This window comes from Chromobacterium sp. Panama, from assembly GCF_003052555.1.
Taxonomy (GTDB): domain Bacteria; phylum Pseudomonadota; class Gammaproteobacteria; order Burkholderiales; family Chromobacteriaceae; genus Chromobacterium.
The window spans coordinates 2,708,619-2,724,777 of the sequence record NZ_QARX01000001.1 but is presented as its reverse complement, the minus strand read 5'-3'; the positions used below and the strand labels follow the sequence as shown (position 1 = coordinate 2,724,777).

Annotated in this window: 17 protein-coding genes; 14 read left to right on the top strand and 3 right to left on the bottom strand. The window is 64.1% G+C overall.

Annotation, left to right across the window (positions count from 1 at the left end; all coding sequences use genetic code 11):
- Positions 1-32: 32 nt before the first annotated feature.
- Positions 33-1,007 (top strand): L,D-transpeptidase, encoded by a 975-nt coding sequence (locus DB032_RS12240; RefSeq protein ID WP_107799738.1) that lies wholly within the window; start codon positions 33-35, stop codon positions 1,005-1,007.
- A 1-nt stretch (position 1,008) separates the two neighbouring features.
- Here the strand turns inward: DB032_RS12240 and DB032_RS12235 are convergent, their stop codons facing one another.
- Entirely contained in the window at positions 1,009-2,430 is a 1,422-nt protein-coding gene (locus DB032_RS12235) for a PLP-dependent aminotransferase family protein (protein WP_107799737.1), read from the bottom strand.
- Between the two features lie 208 nt (positions 2,431-2,638).
- Here DB032_RS12235 and DB032_RS12230 point away from each other — a divergent pair, with 208 nt between their 5' ends.
- Positions 2,639-3,268, top strand: coding sequence for a LysE family translocator (locus DB032_RS12230; protein ID WP_107799736.1), 630 nt, complete (start codon positions 2,639-2,641; stop codon positions 3,266-3,268).
- 144 nt (positions 3,269-3,412) lie between these two features.
- Complete coding sequence (locus tag DB032_RS12225; RefSeq protein WP_107799735.1) at positions 3,413-4,045, top strand: bifunctional 2-polyprenyl-6-hydroxyphenol methylase/3-demethylubiquinol 3-O-methyltransferase UbiG; 633 nt, start codon at positions 3,413-3,415, stop codon at positions 4,043-4,045.
- A gap of 185 nt (positions 4,046-4,230) precedes the next feature.
- Here the strand turns inward: DB032_RS12225 and DB032_RS12220 are convergent, their stop codons facing one another.
- Both DB032_RS12220 and aroA read right to left on the bottom strand, forming a co-directional pair.
- Positions 4,231-4,650: a nucleoside triphosphate pyrophosphohydrolase family protein gene (locus DB032_RS12220; RefSeq protein WP_107799734.1), complete on the bottom strand. Its 420-nt coding sequence runs from the start codon at positions 4,648-4,650 to the stop codon at positions 4,231-4,233.
- A gap of 118 nt (positions 4,651-4,768) precedes the next feature.
- On the bottom strand, positions 4,769-6,061 hold the full coding sequence (gene aroA / locus DB032_RS12215) for a 3-phosphoshikimate 1-carboxyvinyltransferase (protein ID WP_107799733.1): 1,293 nt from the start codon (positions 6,059-6,061) through the stop codon (positions 4,769-4,771).
- Positions 6,062-6,290: 229 nt separating this feature from the next.
- Between aroA and cmk the strand changes: the two genes are divergently transcribed.
- The 11 genes from cmk (at position 6,291) to DB032_RS12160 (ending at position 16,095) form a co-directional block, all read left to right on the top strand.
- Complete coding sequence (gene cmk, locus DB032_RS12210) at positions 6,291-6,959, top strand: (d)CMP kinase (RefSeq protein ID WP_107799732.1); 669 nt, start codon at positions 6,291-6,293, stop codon at positions 6,957-6,959.
- A gap of 92 nt (positions 6,960-7,051) precedes the next feature.
- Positions 7,052-8,743: a 30S ribosomal protein S1 gene (rpsA, locus tag DB032_RS12205; RefSeq protein ID WP_085951937.1), complete on the top strand. Its 1,692-nt coding sequence runs from the start codon at positions 7,052-7,054 to the stop codon at positions 8,741-8,743.
- A gap of 7 nt (positions 8,744-8,750) precedes the next feature.
- Positions 8,751-9,065 (top strand): integration host factor subunit beta, encoded by a 315-nt coding sequence (locus DB032_RS12200; RefSeq protein ID WP_019104286.1) that lies wholly within the window; start codon positions 8,751-8,753, stop codon positions 9,063-9,065.
- A 135-nt stretch (positions 9,066-9,200) separates the two neighbouring features.
- Positions 9,201-9,494, top strand: coding sequence for a lipopolysaccharide assembly LapA domain-containing protein (locus DB032_RS12195; protein ID WP_019104285.1), 294 nt, complete (start codon positions 9,201-9,203; stop codon positions 9,492-9,494).
- Positions 9,495-9,614: 120 nt separating this feature from the next.
- A complete protein-coding gene (gene lapB, locus DB032_RS12190) occupies positions 9,615-10,775 on the top strand; it encodes a lipopolysaccharide assembly protein LapB (RefSeq protein ID WP_199225882.1) in 1,161 nt (386 codons plus the stop codon).
- 182 nt (positions 10,776-10,957) lie between these two features.
- Positions 10,958-11,695 carry an orotidine-5'-phosphate decarboxylase gene (gene pyrF, locus DB032_RS12185; RefSeq protein ID WP_107799730.1) on the top strand — a complete coding sequence of 246 codons (738 nt, stop codon included), beginning with the start codon at positions 10,958-10,960 and terminating at the stop codon, positions 11,693-11,695.
- 3 nt (positions 11,696-11,698) lie between these two features.
- Positions 11,699-13,018 (top strand): UDP-glucose/GDP-mannose dehydrogenase family protein, encoded by a 1,320-nt coding sequence (locus DB032_RS12180; RefSeq protein ID WP_107799729.1) that lies wholly within the window; start codon positions 11,699-11,701, stop codon positions 13,016-13,018.
- 8 nt (positions 13,019-13,026) lie between these two features.
- Positions 13,027-13,989, top strand: coding sequence for a D-glycero-beta-D-manno-heptose-7-phosphate kinase (gene rfaE1, locus DB032_RS12175; protein WP_107799728.1), 963 nt, complete (start codon positions 13,027-13,029; stop codon positions 13,987-13,989).
- 36 nt (positions 13,990-14,025) lie between these two features.
- Positions 14,026-14,604, top strand: a complete 579-nt coding sequence (locus tag DB032_RS12170; RefSeq protein WP_107799727.1) for a DUF924 family protein — start codon at positions 14,026-14,028, stop codon at positions 14,602-14,604.
- 55 nt (positions 14,605-14,659) lie between these two features.
- Positions 14,660-15,655: an ADP-glyceromanno-heptose 6-epimerase gene (gene rfaD / locus DB032_RS12165; RefSeq protein ID WP_107799726.1), complete on the top strand. Its 996-nt coding sequence runs from the start codon at positions 14,660-14,662 to the stop codon at positions 15,653-15,655.
- Positions 15,652-16,095, top strand: a complete 444-nt coding sequence (locus tag DB032_RS12160) for an NUDIX hydrolase (protein WP_107799725.1) — start codon at positions 15,652-15,654, stop codon at positions 16,093-16,095. Before rfaD ends, DB032_RS12160 begins: the two co-directional genes overlap by 4 nt.
- The last annotated feature ends 64 nt before the right edge of the window (positions 16,096-16,159 follow it).

Here is a 16,159-nt window from a genome sequence, read left to right as displayed (position 1 = left end):
TCGAACAATAGTGATTTTAGATATGGTGCGGTATGTTGAAGCGATGTGTTGGGCTGTTGGGTTGGCTTGGGCTTGGCGTGGCGCCGTTTGTCGGCGCGGCGGTGATTCCCGAGCCTGATGTGCAGGTCAACCCCGCGGGCCTGCACTTGGTGCTGAACCTGCCGCAGGCGCGGCTGTTCCAGTACCAGGACGGCAGGCTGTCCAAGATCTATCCGGTGGCGGTGGGCAAGATGCTGACCCAGACGCCGATCGGCAGCTTCGACATTACCGGCATTTACAAGGCGCCGGCCTGGCATGTGCCGCGCTCCATCCAGGAGGAAATGCGCCGCAGCGGCAAGGAAGTGCAGACCGTGGTGCCGCCGGGGCCCAAGAACCCGCTGGGGCCGGTCTTCATTCGTTTCGGCGAGGCCAAGCTGGGCCTGGGCTTTCACGGCACCAACGCGCCCGGCTCGGTGCCCGGTTTCCGCAGCCATGGCTGCGTGCGCATGAAAAACGACGACGCCTTGCTGCTGTCCAAGACCGTGGGCCGCGGCGACGCGGTCACGGTGGCTTATCAGACCGTGTTGCTGAACCAGGACGCCGCCGGCGAACTGTGGCTGACCGCTTACCGCAATCACTACAAGCAGGACGATCCTTCCTTCCCGATGCTGGCCGAAACGCTGCTGGCCTGGCAGAAGCAAAAGTCCGCGGTGGTGTTCGGCGCGCGGGTGGACCAGGCTTTGAAGGCGCGCAAGGGCGTGCCGGTGTGTCTGACCTGCAAGGACGTGGCCAAGGCCAAGGTGGACGGCGATCTGTCCGCGGTGCGCTGGCTGTCGCCGGGCAAGGCGGACGATACTCAGTTCGCGCGCGAACCGGCCGGCCGCGAGCCGGGCGGTCCGTTGCCGTCGCAGGCTACGCCGCCGGCGTCCGCGCCGCAGCACGCGCCGGCGGTGGCGCCGTCGTCCGCGCCGTCCTCTTCGCGCGCCGCGGTGCGCGCCCAGCCGCCGCGTAGCGGCCGTCCGGCCTGATTCAGTCGGCCATCTCTCCCGCCAGTTCCCCCACGCGCCGCAAGGCGCGTTCGTACGCCGGGTTCCACGGATAGCAGCAGGACAGCCGCACGCAATTGCGGTAGCGCCCCTTGGCCGAGTACAGCGTGCCGGGCGCGATGGTGATGCGTTCGGCCAGCGCCGTCTGGAACAATGTCATGGTGTCCACGCCGCTGGGCAGCTCCACCCACAGCAGGCAGCCGCCGGACGGCGAGGTGGCCCGCGTCTGAGCCGGGAAGCAACTGGCGACGGTGCCGCGCAGCCTTTCCATCTGGCTCATGAAGTGGCGGCGGATCAGCCGCAGGTGGTGGTCGTAGCCGCCGGTTTCCAGATATTCCGCCAGCGTTTCCTCCAGTAAGCGCGGCTGGGCCAGCGAGCTGGCGAACTTCAGCCGCGTCACTTCCCGCAAGAAGCGCCCGGGCGCGATCCAGCCGATGCGAAAACCCGGCGCCAGGGTCTTGCTGTAGCTGGAGCACAGCAGCACCCAGCCGTCGCGGTCATAGGCCTTGACCGCGTCCGGGGTGGCGCCGTCGTAGTGCAGATCGGCGTGCGGCACGTCCTCGATCAGCGGCACCTGGTGTTCGTTGACCAGCGCCGCCAGCCTTTGCTTGGCCTCGGCCGGCATGGTGCAGCCCAGCGGATTGTGCACGGTGGGCATGGCCACGATGGCGTTCAGCCTTTTTTCCGACAGCAAGAGTTCCAGCGCGTCCAGCGACAGGCCGTTGGCCGGATGGGTGGGAATTTCGATCACGCTCAGGCCCAGGTTCTTCAGCGTGGGCAGCAGCGCGAAATAAGTGGGCGATTCCAGGCCCACGGTGTCGCCCGGCTTGCAGCAGGCGCGCAAGGCCAGTTGCAGCGCCTCGGTGCAGCCGTTGGTGATCACCAGGTCCTCGGCGGCCAGCACGCAGCCCCAGCTGACCGCGCGCTGGGCGATCTGGCGGCGCAGCCGTTCCGAGCCGGGCGGAAACGGGTAATCGGTGGTCAGCTCCGGGTGCTGGCGCAGCAGCCGCCCCATGATGTGCTTGAAGCGGGTGGTGGGGTAGAAGTCGCTGCCGCGCGGGCTGGCCAAGGACAGGTCGATGAAATCCTCCCGCGTCTGCGCCGTCATCACCGCTTCGATCTGGTCCACCACCTCGCCGGCGTGGTGGGCGGCGCTTTGCCGACGCATGCGCGGCAGCGGCAGGGTGGCGGCGGATTTGACGTAGAAGCCGGATTGCGGCCGCGCCTCGATCAGGCCGCGGTCCTCCAGCGTGCGGTAAGTCATCAGGATGGTGGACGGGCTGACCTTGTGCATTTCGCAGGCCTTGCGCACCGAGGGCAGCCGTTCTCCGGGCTGCACCACGCCGGTCTGGATCAGGGTGATCCATTCGTTGACCAACTGCTGATAGAGGGGTTCGTCGCTCATGCTGGGGCCTCGCTGACAGATGTGGGGGTCGCCATCGGTACAATTTTCCGCAAAAACGACCATAACAGTTTTGAAATTGTAAAACTGTTATGGTTCCAATTCAATTTTTCTGAATCTGTATTAGATGCTGCGGCGGCGTTATCATGGCCAGCATTGAAAACATGTCGCGTCCGGATTGTCCGGCCGCTGGCTATGGTTTGGAGCGGTAATGAACTTTGTTGCGTTGGTGACTTATCTGTTGGTGATGTCGATCACGCCGGGGCCGAACAATCTGGTATTGGCCTCGTCCGGGGTCAATCACGGTTTTTCCCGCACGGTGCCGGCCTTGCTGGGCATGTCGCTGGGCCTGTCGGTGCAGGTGGGCCTGTTGACGGTGTTCCTGGGTAGCCTGGTCGCCGTCATCGCTTCGGTGCAGATTTACCTGGCCATGGCCGGCTGCTTGTATTTGCTGTGGCTGTCCTGGGGCATGGCGCGCTCGGCGCCGGCCGCGGGCGAGTCCGGCGGCGCGCCTATGGGTTTTTGGGGCGGGGTGCTGTTCAACTGGTTGAATCCCAAGGTGTGGCTGATGGGTTTCAATATCGCGATGGTGTTTCTGCCGGCCAAGATGAACGCCTGGCATGCCGGCCTGCTGTTCGCGGCGCTGACTTTCGTCATCGGCCTGCCGTGCATCGCGCTGTGGGCGGGGTCCGGCGTGGCCGCGCGCCGCTTCCTGGCGTCGCCGCGCCGGTTGAGGGTTTTCAATTGCGGCATGGCGGCGATGCTGGCGGGTACCGCGATCTGGCTGTTGCTGGAAATGCTGCCGGCGCAGTCCTTGCACGCGTTGCCGCAAATGATTTGATGAATAGCTAAATCGATAGGGATGTTCTTGCTGGGGACATCGTCTATGCTGTCCAAAAGGGTAGGTGGCTTATCGTACAGGTATCCTGGGACGCACCCGGGCCGGGGTAGGCCGTAGGCGGGCAGCCGAGACGGGGGCATCATCATGACAGCAGCGGGTTTCGACGGCGTGTATCGTTCGAGCACGTCCTTCTACGGGGACAAACCGTCCCCATCCTTGGTCCAGTATCTGGAAAAATATCATGTGGCGGGCGACGGAGCCGGCCTGGATCTGGGTTGCGGTCAGGGTCGCAACGCCTTGTTTCTGGCTCAGCGGGGCTTCGCGATGACGGCGGTGGACGGTTCGGCGGAGGCGATCGCGAGTCTGGGCGAGGCGGCGGACGAGCGCAGGCTGAACGTGAGCGGCAGGGTGGCGGATCTGGCCGGCCTGGAGCTGGAGCCGGGGCGTTTCCGGCTGATCGTCGCGAATACTTCGCTGGATCATTTGGGTGCGGACGAGGGCGAGGCGCTGGCGCGCCAGATGGCCGCCGCGCTGGAGCCGGGCGGCCATCTGTTCGTATCGGTGTTCACGGTCGACGATCCGGGGTGCGACGCCCTGGGCCGGGTGGCCAGCGAGACGGCCTCCTACGTCAAGCATTACTACCAGCCGGGAGAGCTGCGCCGTCAGTTCTCGGCGCTGAGCCTGCTGGCCTATCAAGAGGAGTATGCGCTGGATGTCGGCCATGGCCAGCCGCATTACCACGGCATCGCCCGGCTGTTCGCGCGGCGGGATCACTGAGCGCCGTTGCCGCCGACGCGCGGCGGGCTTTATCGGGCTCTCAGAACTTGTTTACGATCTCGCGAGCTAAGATGAGACAAGGCGTTGCGGCTGAGCAAGCGGAATGTACACGTGGTGCATGAGTATTTCGAAGCGGTACTCGCCGCGTCACGTTTCACGACGCGCAGCAGAACGTAAACAGGTTCTCAGGACTCCAGCGCCCGGCGTATCACTCCTTCCTTGTCGGCCGGCCGCCAGCCGGCCGGCTTCAGCACCTTGCCGTCCTCGCGGCGCACAATCTTGCCGTCCACGCATTTGCGCATATTGGCGGCGTGGATCTCCCGCGTCATCTCTTCCAGCGGCAGGCCTTGCGACATCAGCAGGCCGCTGAGCACATTGAGCACGTCCACGCCCTCGGCCAGCAGCTCCGCCATCCGCCGCGCGCGTTCCGCTTCATCGCCGTCCTGGCGCTTGTAGTCGGCCAGCGCTTGCTGGAATTCCGCCAGCTCTTCGCCCAGCATGGTTTCCCACATCGCCAGCTGCTGCGGCTGCCATTGCGGCTGAGCCGGGCTGGGGATGTCGAACTGCTGCATGAATTGGCGGCGTAGGGCGAAGAAGTTTTCCATTATTTAGCGTCCTTCTGTTTTTGTGATCCATATATTGTGTTTTATCGGCGGGCAGGGCGCAAGCGGCGGGCAAAACAAAGCCCCGCCGGGGCGGGGCTGAATCGGGGCGCTGCGGCGTTTACGCCTGAGCGCTCAGCGCGGCCAGCGCGTCGAAGTAATCGGGGAAGGTCTTGGCCACGCATTTGGGGTCGTTGATGGTGACCGGGGCGCCCAGCAGCGAAATCAGGGAGAAGCACATCGCCATGCGGTGGTCGTCGTAGGTGTCGATCTCGGCGTTCGGCGTCAAGGCCGGCGGCGGGGTGATGCGGATGTAGTCCTGGCCTTCTTCCACCACGGCGCCGACCTTGCGCAGCTCGGCGGCCATCGCACTCAGGCGGTCGGTTTCCTTGACGCGCCAGCTTTCGATATTGCGCAGCGTGCTGGTGCCGTCGGCGGCCAGCGCCGCCACCGCCAAGGTCATCGCCGCGTCCGGGATGTGGTTGAAGTCGGCGTCTATCGCCTTGAGCGGGAGGCTGGCGCGGGCTTCTATCCAATTGGGCCCCATGCTGACTTCGGCGCCCATCAGGCGCAGCGCGTCGGCGAACTTGACGTCGCCCTGAATGCTGTCCGCGCCCACGCCCTCCACCCGCACCGGGCCGCCCGCCAGCGCGCCGGCGGCGAGGAAATAGGACGCGCTGGAGGCGTCGCCTTCCACGTGAACCTCTCCCGGGGAAATATAAGTCTGGCCGCCGGGGATGGTGAAGCGGCGCCAGCCGTCGCGCTCAACCCGCACGCCGAAGCGCGCCATCAGATTGAGGGTGATTTCGATATAGGGCTTGGAGATCAGCTCGCCGCTGACTTCGATGACCGCGGTTTCGCCGGTCAGCGGCAGCGCCATCAGCAAGGCGGTGAGGAACTGGCTGGACACATTGCCCTTGACCGGGATGACCCGGCCGGCCTCCAGTTGCGCCGGCGCGATGGTCAGCGGCGGGTAGCCGGGCTGGCCTTGGTACTGAATCTTGGCGCCGGCCACGCGCAGCGCGTCCACCAGATCGCCGATCGGCCGTTCGTGCATGCGCGGCACGCCGCTGAGTTGGTAGTCGCCCTGCATCAGCGCCAGCGCGGCGGTCAGCGGGCGGAAGGCGGTGCCGGCGTTGCCGAGGAACAGATCTGCGCTTTTAACCGGAAATTCGCCGCCCACGCCCTGCACGCGGAAGTCGCGGCTGTCGCCTATCTGTTCGATCTCCACGCCCAGCAGCTTCAGCGCCGCCAGCATGTGGCGGATGTCGTCCGAATCCAGCAGATCGCGCACCAGGGTGCTGCCGCTGCCCAGCGCGGCCAGCAGCAGGGTGCGGTTGGAGATGCTTTTCGAGCCGGGGAGCTTGATGGCGCCGGACAGGCGGAGGACGGGGGCGAGATGCAGTTGTTCCATGGCGGTTCGGGATCTTGTGTTCTTGGGGTTGGCGAAGGGCGACGCGGCGCCCGTCGGACAATGTAACCGCCAGGAAGGTCTTTGCGCAAACCCGCGTGGCGGCGCGTCGGCGCGGCGCGCGTCGTAGAATCTTGCTGCGCCGGCCCGCGGCTTTGAGATAAAATCGACGGTTTGGCCGGTTGCCAGTCGCGGCGGCCGGCGCGAATTTCTGCAAGGACATCGTCTGTACATGACCGCACCTGTCATCGCCATCGACGGCCCGTCCGCCTCGGGCAAGGGCACCGTCGCCGCCCTGGTCGCCGCGCGGCTGGGGTTTCATTATCTGGATTCGGGCTCGCTCTACCGGCTGCTGGCGCTGTTCGCGCAGCGTCACAATATAGGCTGGGACGACGAGCCGGGCCTGGCCGCGGCCGCCTCCGGCTTGCCGGTGGAGTTCGCCGACGGGGCGGTGTGGCTGGAGAGCAACGACGCCAGCGCGGCGATACGCAGCGAGGAAATCGGCATCGGCGCGTCCAAGGTGGGCGCGCTGCCGGCGGTGCGCGCCGCGCTGTTGCAGCGCCAACGCGATTTCTGCCAGTTGCCGGGCCTGGTGACGGACGGTCGCGACATGGGTTCGGTGGTGTTTCCCGCCGCCGCCTTGAAGGTGTTTTTGACCGCCAGCGCCGAGGAACGCGCCGAGCGCCGCTATAAGCAGTTGATCGGCAAGGGAGATTCTGCTAATCTCCCACGGATTCTGCAGGACATTATCGATCGGGACGCGCGCGATGCCGCCCGGCCGGTAGCGCCGCTGCGCCAGGAGCCGGACGCCTTTTTGCTCGACACCACGGAGCTGACCATCGACCAGGCGGTCGCACAGGTTCTACGTTGGTTCGAGGAAAGACAGGTCTCCGGCCTATGATTTTTTTGTCGGGTGAAAATGCTGCAAGGCAATAAACCCGTTGTGCAACCCTAACCCCGCACGCCGCAAGGCGCGCACCGAGAGTACGCTTGATGACTACCCTCTCCATGGAAAACTTCGCTCAGCTGTTTGAGGAAAGCCTGACCCTTCACGACATGCGCGTGGGCGAGGTGATCACTGCCGAAGTGGTGGCAGTTGATTCCAACTTTGTAACCGTGAACGCAGGCCTCAAGTCCGAGTCCCTGATTCCGGCTGAAGAATTCAAGAACGACCAAGGCGTGGTCGAAGTGGCCATCGGCGACTTCGTTACCGTCGCCATCGACGCGCTGGAAAACGGCTTTGGCGAAACCAAGCTGTCCCGCGAAAAAGCCAAGCGCCTGGCCGCTTGGGTGGAGCTGGAAGAGGCTCTGGAAACCGGCAAGATCCTGTCCGGTCTGATCAGCGGCAAAGTCAAAGGCGGCCTGACCGTTATGGTCAACGGCATCCGCGCCTTCCTGCCGGGTTCCCTGGTTGACGTGCGTCCGGTGAAAGACACCACCCCGTACGAAAACAAACAGATCGAATTCAAGGTCATCAAGCTGGATCGCAAGCGCAACAACGTTGTTGTGTCCCGTCGTTCCGTGCTGGAAGAAACCCTGGGCGAAGAGCGCAAAGCTCTGCTGGAAACCCTGAAAGAGGGCGCCATCATCAAGGGTATCGTCAAGAACATCACCGACTACGGTGCGTTCGTTGACCTGGGCGGCATCGATGGCCTGCTGCACATCACCGACCTGGCATGGCGCCGCGTGAAGCACCCGTCCGAAGTTCTGGCCGTGGGCGACGAAGTGGAAGCCAAGGTACTGAAGTTCGACCAAGAGAAGAACCGCGTATCCCTGGGTCTGAAGCAACTGGGCGAAGATCCGTGGGTGGGCCTGTCCCGCCGCTACCCGTCCGGCACCCGTCTGTTCGGCAAGGTGACCAACCTGACCGACTACGGCGCGTTCGTGGAAATCGAACAGGGTATCGAAGGCCTGGTGCACGTGTCCGAAATGGACTGGACCAACAAGAACGTACACCCGTCCAAGGTTGTTCAGGTTGGCGACGAAGTGGAAGTCATGATCCTGGAAATCGACGAAGACCGTCGTCGCATCTCCCTGGGCATGAAGCAGTGCCTGGCCAACCCGTGGAACGAGTTTGCCGACAACTTCCACAAAGGCGACAAGCTGAAGGGCGCGATCAAGTCCATCACCGACTTCGGCGTGTTCGTTGGCCTGCCGGGCGGCATCGACGGCCTGGTTCACCTGTCCGACCTGTCCTGGAACGAAGCTGGCGAAGAAGCCGTGCGCAAGTTCAAGAAGGGCGACGAGGTTGAAGCCGTTGTTCTGTCCATCGACGTTGAGAAAGAGCGCATTTCCCTGGGCATCAAGCAGATGGAAGGCGATCCGTTCAACAACTTCGTTGCGATGAACGACAAGGGCGCTCTGGTTAAGGGCACCGTGAAGTCCGTTGACGCCAAAGGCGCCGTCGTGACTCTGGACACCGATGTTGAAGGCTACCTGCGCGCTTCCGAACTGTCCCGCGACCGCGTGGAAGACGCTCGCTCCGTTCTGAAGGACGGCGAAGAAGTGGAAGCCGTGATCATTGCCGTGGACCGCAAGTCCCGCAACATCAGCCTGTCCATCAAGGCTAAAGACGCTCAGGAAGACAACGTTGCTCTGAAGAGCCTGTCCGTTGACAGCGCTTCCGCTGGCACCACCAATCTGGGTGCCCTGCTGAAGGCAAAACTGTCCGGCTCTAACGAGTAATTGAGACATGACCAAATCTGAGCTGATCGCTAGGCTGTCGGAACGACTCGCCGAGCGCAATTCTCAGTTGGTCTACAAAGACGCTGAGTTGGCTGTCAAAACCATTTTGGATGCGATGGCCAATAACCTGGCGCAGGGAAACCGGATTGAAATCCGCGGTTTCGGCAGTTTCGATTTGAACTACCGTCCGCCGCGGATTGGCCGCAACCCCAAGTCGGGCACCAGCGTCTCGGTTCCTGAGAAATATGTGCCGCATTTCAAGGCGGGTAAAGAATTGCGCGAACGCGTCGATCTGTCCCTGTTGGAGCAGAGCGAAGCCTAGGCGTTCAAGCCCTGTCTAGCGAATCCGAAGCGCCGCTTTTTGCGGCGCTTTTTCTTTGCGCGGCTGAAATTCCAGCTTGGGTTGCGCCGGGCTATCGTTTAAACTTGCACTCCGGCAAACAAATCGAGCGAGATCATGCGTTACCTGCTTCGTATCGTTGAATTGGCCCTGTTGGTATTCCTGATCGCGGTCACCGTGCAAAACAGCCATGCGGTTGAATTCAAATTGTTCTTCGGCCAGTCCTGGTCCGCGCCGCTGATTGTGTTTCTGCTGCTGTTTTTCGTGGTTGGCGCGCTGGTCGGTCTGCTCGCCACGCTCGGCTATTATCTGCGCAGCCGGAAAGAGCTGTCCCAATTGAAAAAAGAATTGCGCAACCGTCCCCCCGCCAGCAAGGTGATCAGCGACCCCAGCGACGCGATCGCCGATTGAGCCTAGCGCGAGCGGCGGAGCGAGCCGGCGCCGCGCCTAGGCGCCGCCGCGATGGAATCCGTCGTTCTTGATGATGCCGCCCGGGAGCGGCTGTTGTTGTTTGTCCGGAAAGGATTGCTGTTGGAACTGGATTTGTGGTGGTTGCTATTGTTTCCGGCCTTTTTCGGCCTGGGTTGGTTTGCCGCGCGCGTGGACATGCGCACGGTGCTGAAACAGGCGAAGGCGGTGCCGACCGGATTTTTCCGCGGCCTGGACGCGCTGGTGGAGGACAAGACCGATATCGCCGCCTCGGCCCTGGCCGAAGTGGCGCGCCAGCAAGGGTCGGCGCTGGAGTTGCAGCACACCTTGGGCAAGCTCTACCGCAAGCGCGGGGAGAACGACCGCGCCATCCGGCTGCATCAGCGCATGCTGGACGCGCCGGATCTGCCGGCCGAGCACCGCGACGCGGTGCGCTTCGAACTGGCCCAGGATTTCCGTAAAGCGGGCCTGGTGGACCGGGCGGAAGAGATTCTGATCAAGCTGCAGGACGGCAATATGGGCCTGGCCGCGCGGCGTCAGCTGCTGGACATCTACCAGCAGGACCGCGATTGGCACAAGGCCATCGCCACCGCCAAGGAGCTGCGCAGCGACGCGCATTCCTTCCAGCACGAGGTGGCGCAGTTCTATTGCGAGCTGGCCCAGGGCGAGTTGTACAAATCCAATAGCGAACAAGCGCGCCACTATGTGGAAGAAGCGTTCACGGCCAACCGCAAGTGCGTGCGCGCCAGCCTGATCCTCGGAGATATCGAGTTCGCCGGCGGTCATGTGGAGGCGGCGATCGCGGCCTGGCAGAACATTGAAAAGCAGAATTACGAATACTTGTCGATGGCCGCCGAGCGGCTGTTCGACGCCTATGAGCGGCTGGACAAGCCGCTGGAAGGCATCGCCTTGCTGCGCGGCTATCAGAAGACATTCCCGCAGCTGGAACTGACCGATCTGCTGTACCAGAAGATCGCCACTTACGAGGGCGAGGAAAAAGCGCTGGAAGTGGCGCGCGAGGGCGTGCACGCCCGTCCCAGCCTGTCCGGCGTCTACCGCTTGATCGAGGCGCAGATGGACGAATTGAGCCCGGAAGGGCGGATGGACGCGGAAGTGGCGCGCGCGCTGGTACTCAAGCACGCGCAGCGCCTGAGCGTGCACCGTTGCAAATGCTGCAACTTCCGCTCGCGCGCCTTCTTCTGGCATTGCCCGGCCTGCGGCGAGTGGGAGGGGTTCACCGCCAACCGGACGGAATCGCAGTAAGCAGCAGCGCCGCTGACAAAACGCCTAGATGTACTGCTTACGTCTGCGCGCCTTGCCTCTGCTTCTCCGCGAGGTGTTGTCAGCGGCTTGGGCGCAGGGATAGTTGTGCAGCCGCCAGAGAGCGGCTGCGCTGATTTGAATACCGGCCGTCGGCGAGCGTCGGCGGCAAGAATGGAGCAAGCATGAATCCTTTGATCGCAGCCGACGCGGCGCAGCCGACTTCGCCCGTCGTCGTGGCCCTGGACTTTGCCGACGCGGACAGCGCCTTGCGCTTCGCCAGCCGCCTGGACCCGAGCGAGTGTCGCCTCAAGGTGGGCAAGGAGCTGTTCACCTCCTCCGGCCGCAGCCTGGTGGAGAGTCTGGTGGCCAGAGGGTTTCAGGTGTTTCTGGATTTGAAGTTCCACGATATTCCCAATACCGTGGCCCATGCTTGCAAGGCGGCGGCGGAAGCCGGCGTCTGGATGGTCAATGTGCACGCCTCCGGCGGCCGCCGGATGATGGAGGCCGCGCGCGAGGCGCTGGCGCCGTACAGCCAGCGTCCGCTCTTGATCGCGGTGACGGTGCTGACCAGCATGGAAGCGGCGGATCTGGCCGAAATCGGCATCGCCGCGTCGCCGCAAGAGCATGTGTTGCGGCTGGCCGCGCTGACCCGCGACTGCGGGCTGGACGGCGTGGTGTGTTCGGCCCAGGAAGCCGGCGAACTGAAAGCCGCGCTGGGCCGCGAATTCAAACTGGTGACGCCGGGCATCCGCCTGGCGGACAGCGTAGCCGACGATCAGCGCCGGGTGATGACGCCGACGACCGCGCTGGCCGCAGGCTCCGATTATCTGGTGATAGGCCGGCCCATCACCCGCGCCGCCGACCCGCTGGCCGTGTTGCGCGCGATCAATCAAGACATTCAGCACTATCAGGCTCAATAAAATATGAAAATCACAGTTATCGGTACGGGGTATGTCGGTCTGGTGACCGGCACGTGTCTGGCGGAAACCGGCTATCACGTGTGCTGCCTGGATGTGGATCCCAATAAGATCGCCATCCTGAAACAGGGCGGCATTCCGATTTTCGAACCCGGTCTGGAAGACATGGTGCGGCGCAACGTCGCCGCCGGCCGGCTCAGCTTCACCACCGACATCGCCGAGTCTGTGGCCTTCGGCGACGTGCAGTTCATCGCCGTCGGCACTCCGCCGGACGAGGACGGCTCCGCCGACCTGCAATACGTGCTGGCCGCCGCGCGCAATATCGGCCGCCACATGACGGACTACAAGGTCATTGTCGACAAGTCCACGGTGCCGGTGGGCACCGCCGACCTGGTCAAGGCGGCGGTGGCGGAAACCCTGGCCGAGCGCGGCGAGGCGTTGGAATTCAGCGTGGTGTCCAACCCGGAATTCCTGAAGGAAGGCGCGGCCATTGACGACTTCATGCGCCCGGACCGCGTGGTGATCGGCGTAGACGACGAGCGCGCGGCCGCGATGATGCGCCGGCTGTACGCGCCGTTCCAGCGCAATCACGAGCGCGTGCTGCTGATGGACGTGCGCTCCGCCGAACTGACCAAGTACGCGGCCAACGCCATGCTGGCGACGCGCATCTCCTTCATGAACGAACTGGCCAATCTGGCCGAGAGCCTGGGCGCCGACATCGAGCAGGTGCGGTTGGGCATGGGCTCGGATCCGCGCATCGGCTATCACTTCCTGTATCCGGGCGTGGGCTACGGCGGTTCCTGCTTCCCCAAGGACGTCAAGGCCCTGGTGCAGACCGCCAAGGAAAACGGCCATGACTTGCGCGTGTTGAGCGCGGTGGAAGAGGCCAACGATCTGCAAAAGCTGCGCCTGGTGGACAAGGTGCTGGCGCGTTTCGGCCAAGATCTGTCCGGCCGCCGCTTCGCGATGTGGGGCCTGGCCTTCAAGCCCAACACCGACGATATGCGCGAAGCGCCCAGCCGCGTGATCGCGGAAGAACTGAGCCGCCGCGGCGCGGAAGTGGTGGCCTTCGATCCGGTGGCCATCCATGAAGCGCAACGGGTGATGGGCGACATCGCCGGCCTGAGCTTCGCCGACGACATGATGGCGGCGTTGCGGCAGGCCGACGCCTTGCTGATCGTCACCGAATGGAAGATGTTCCGCGCGCCGGACCTGAGTGCGGTCAAGCAAGCGCTGAAGCAGCCCTTGGTGTTCGATGGCCGCAATATGTACGATCCGGCCTGGATGCGCGAGCAGGGCTTCGATTACTTCGCGATCGGCCGCTGAGGATAATCATGGGCCTGATGCAAGACCTGGGGCTGGACAGCTCCAAACTGGCCGCCGAACTGGCGGAAGCGAAAGTCCTGGTGGTGGGCGATGTGATGCTGGACCGTTATTGGTTCGGCGACGCCACCCGCATTTCGCCGGAAGCGCCGGTGCCGGTGGCCAAGATCGAGCGCATTGAAGAGCGCGCCGGCGGCGCCGCCAACGTGGCGCGCAATATCGCCGGCCTGGGCGGCAAGGCCACCTTGCTGTCGGTGGTGGGCGACGACGAAGCCGCCTCGGCGCTGGAGCGCCTGCTGGCCGCGGACGGCATCGCCACCTCGCTGAAGCGCGACCCCAGCATCGCCACCACCATCAAGTTGCGCGTGGTGGCGCGGCAGCAACAGCTGATCCGCCTCGACTTCGAGGACGCGCCCAGCCATGAGATCCTGGCCGGCAAGCTGGAAGAGTATCAGCAGATCCTGGCCGAGCACGACGTGGTGATCCTGTCCGATTACGGCAAGGGCGGGCTGACCCACGTCAGCAAGATGATCGAACTGGCGCGCCAGGCCGGCAAGCCGGTGTTGATCGACCCCAAGGGCGACGACTACAGCAAATACGCCGGCGCCACGCTGTTGACGCCCAATCGCAGCGAGTTCCGCCAGGTGGCCGGCCGCTGGGCGTCGGAGAGCGAGCTGACCGCCAAGGCGCAGGCCTTGCGCGCGGACTTGGCGCTGGACGCCTTGCTGGTGACGCGCAGCGAGGAGGGCATGACCTTGTTCCGCGACGAGGGCGTGGTGCATCAGCCCACCTTCGCGCGCGAAGTCTACGACGTGTCCGGCGCCGGCGACACCGTGATCGGCACGCTGGGCCTGGGGCTGGCCGCCGGCCAGCCGCTGCCGGTGGCGATGAGTCTCGCCAACGCCGCCGCCGGCGTGGTGGTGGGCAAGCTGGGCACCGCGGTGTGCAGCCAGCGCGAACTTTTCGCCGTGTGATCCCGTCCAGTCAGGCTGGATCCTGAAGGAGAACACATGCAGCACTATACCGATGCCATCTTGGCGTTCTGGTTTGGCGGCGGCGACGACAGTTTCCTGTCGGTGCCGCGCAGCGCCTGGTTCAAGAAGGATGAAGTGTTCGACGGCATTATCCGCGAACGCTTCCTGGACGCGTGGCGACAGGCGCGCGCCGGGGAACTGCCGGCGGAGGCCGGCGACGCTCGCCGCGGTCTGGCCTGGCTGATTCTGACCGATCAATTTCCGCGCAATCTGTTCCGCGGCTCGGCCGAGGCCTTCGCCACCGACGGCCAGGCGCTGGCGCTGGCGCGCGAGATGGTGGCGCGCGGCCTGGACCGGCAACTGCCGCATATCGCCCGCACCTTCGTCTATCTGCCGTTCGAGCACAGCGAGTCGCTGGCGGATCAGGACGAAGCCGTGCGCTTGTTTGAAGCCATGGCCGAGGACGCGGCCATGGCGAGTTTTATCGATTACGCGCACCGCCACCGGGACGTGATCGTCCGCTTCGGACGCTTCCCGCATCGCAACGCCGCGCTGGGCCGGACGGACACGCCGGACGAGAAGGCCTATCTGGCCGAGCCCGGCGCCGGTTTTTAAACGCGCAGCAATATTCTCGCGCCGTCGGCGATGGCCGGCGGCGGAAAGGCAAAACATGACTATCGTCGTCACCGGCGCCGCCGGTTTTATCGGTTCCAACCTGGTCAAGGCGCTGAACGAGCGCGGCGTCACCGACATCATCGCCGTGGACAATCTGTCCAGCGGCGACAAGTTCCGCAATCTGGTGGATTGCGAAATCGCCCACTATATGGACAAGCACGACTTCCTGGCCTTGCTGCTGGAAGGCGAGTTTGAGGGCGAACTGTCCGCCATCCTGCACCAGGGCGCGTGTTCCGACACCATGAACCACGACGGCAAGTACATGATGGATAACAACTATCAGTACACGCTGGCCCTGTTCGACTACTGTCAGCACGAGGAGATTCAGTTCCTCTACGCCTCCAGCGCCGCCACCTACGGCAAGGGCACCGTGTTCAAGGAAGAGCGCCAGTACGAAGGCCCGCTCAATGTCTACGGCTATTCCAAATTCCTGTTCGACCAAGTGCTGCGTCAACGCATGAAGGAAGGCCTGAGCGCGCAGGCGGTGGGCTTCCGCTATTTCAACGTCTACGGCCCGCGCGAGCAGCACAAGGGCCGGATGGCCTCGGTGGCCTTCCACCACTTCAATCAGTATCGCGAACACGGCAAGGTCAAGCTGTTCGGCGGCTGGGACGGCTGGGGCAACGGCATGCAAAGCCGCGACTTCGTGTCGGTGGAGGATGTGGCCAAGATCAATCTTTATTTCCTGGACCACCCGGAAAAGAGCGGCATCTTCAACCTGGGTTCCGGCCGCTCGCAGCCGTTCAACGACGTGGCCGTGGCCACTGTCAACGCCTGCCGCCGCCATGACGGCCAGCCGGCGCTGAGCCTGGACGAGATGGCGGCTCAGGGCATCGTCGAATACGTGGACTTCCCGGACGCGCTCAAGGGCAAATATCAGAGTTTCACCCAGGCCGACATCGGCAAACTGCGCAGCGCCGGTTACGGCGCCGAGCTGTTTGACGTCGAGCAGGGCGTGGATCGCTACGTGGATTGGCTGATCAAGCAATGACGCTGCGCGTCCGGCAGGCGGCGCGGCTGCTGATGCTGGACCCGGCGGGCAGGGTGCTGCTCTTTCCCTACCAGCCGGCGGACCGGGCCGAATACTGGTTCACGCCGGGCGGCGAACTCGAAGCCGGCGAAAGCCTGGCGGACGCGGCCCGGCGCGAATGCCGTGAAGAGACCGGTCACCTTATCGCCGATCCCGGCTCGCCGGTGGCCCGCCGCTCATTCGAGTTGACGCTGTTGGACGGAGAACGGGTGCGGGCGCTTGAGCATTTCTTCCTGATCCGCGTTGAACACGCGAGGCTGGACGACGGCGGCTGGACCGAGCTTGAGCGGCGGGTGATGGGGCGGGGCCGTTGGTGGCCGCCGGAGGAACTGGCCGCGTCCGGCGCGCGCTATTTCCCTGAGGACTTGCTGGCGATGCTGGCGGAAGCGTCCGCGGGCTGATAGTTGCAGCAACGGTTATTTGCTTAGACATAAGGATTCCGTCTTTGCTGATAGCCAATCGGTA

Bases quoted from the DNA above. Each gene is read 5' to 3' on its own strand.
- rfaD (WP_107799726.1), top strand. From the start codon at position 14,660: ATGACTATCGTCGTCACCGGCGCCGCCGGTTTTATCGGTTCCAACCTG.
- DB032_RS12230 (WP_107799736.1), top strand. From the start codon at position 2,639: ATGAACTTTGTTGCGTTGGTGACTTATCTGTTGGTGATGTCGATCACG.
- DB032_RS12225 (WP_107799735.1), top strand. From the start codon at position 3,413: ATGACAGCAGCGGGTTTCGACGGCGTGTATCGTTCGAGCACGTCCTTC.
- aroA (WP_107799733.1), bottom strand. From the start codon at position 6,061: ATGGAACAACTGCATCTCGCCCCCGTCCTCCGCCTGTCCGGCGCCATC.
- DB032_RS12240 (WP_107799738.1), top strand. From the start codon at position 33: ATGTTGAAGCGATGTGTTGGGCTGTTGGGTTGGCTTGGGCTTGGCGTG.
- DB032_RS12160 (WP_107799725.1), top strand. From the start codon at position 15,652: ATGACGCTGCGCGTCCGGCAGGCGGCGCGGCTGCTGATGCTGGACCCG.
- DB032_RS12220 (WP_107799734.1), bottom strand. From the start codon at position 4,650: ATGGAAAACTTCTTCGCCCTACGCCGCCAATTCATGCAGCAGTTCGAC.
- rpsA (WP_085951937.1), top strand. From the start codon at position 7,052: ATGACTACCCTCTCCATGGAAAACTTCGCTCAGCTGTTTGAGGAAAGC.
- rfaE1 (WP_107799728.1), top strand. From the start codon at position 13,027: ATGGGCCTGATGCAAGACCTGGGGCTGGACAGCTCCAAACTGGCCGCC.
- DB032_RS12170 (WP_107799727.1), top strand. From the start codon at position 14,026: ATGCAGCACTATACCGATGCCATCTTGGCGTTCTGGTTTGGCGGCGGC.
- DB032_RS12195 (WP_019104285.1), top strand. From the start codon at position 9,201: ATGCGTTACCTGCTTCGTATCGTTGAATTGGCCCTGTTGGTATTCCTG.
- cmk (WP_107799732.1), top strand. From the start codon at position 6,291: ATGACCGCACCTGTCATCGCCATCGACGGCCCGTCCGCCTCGGGCAAG.
- pyrF (WP_107799730.1), top strand. From the start codon at position 10,958: ATGAATCCTTTGATCGCAGCCGACGCGGCGCAGCCGACTTCGCCCGTC.
- DB032_RS12235 (WP_107799737.1), bottom strand. From the start codon at position 2,430: ATGAGCGACGAACCCCTCTATCAGCAGTTGGTCAACGAATGGATCACC.
- DB032_RS12180 (WP_107799729.1), top strand. From the start codon at position 11,699: ATGAAAATCACAGTTATCGGTACGGGGTATGTCGGTCTGGTGACCGGC.
- DB032_RS12200 (WP_019104286.1), top strand. From the start codon at position 8,751: ATGACCAAATCTGAGCTGATCGCTAGGCTGTCGGAACGACTCGCCGAG.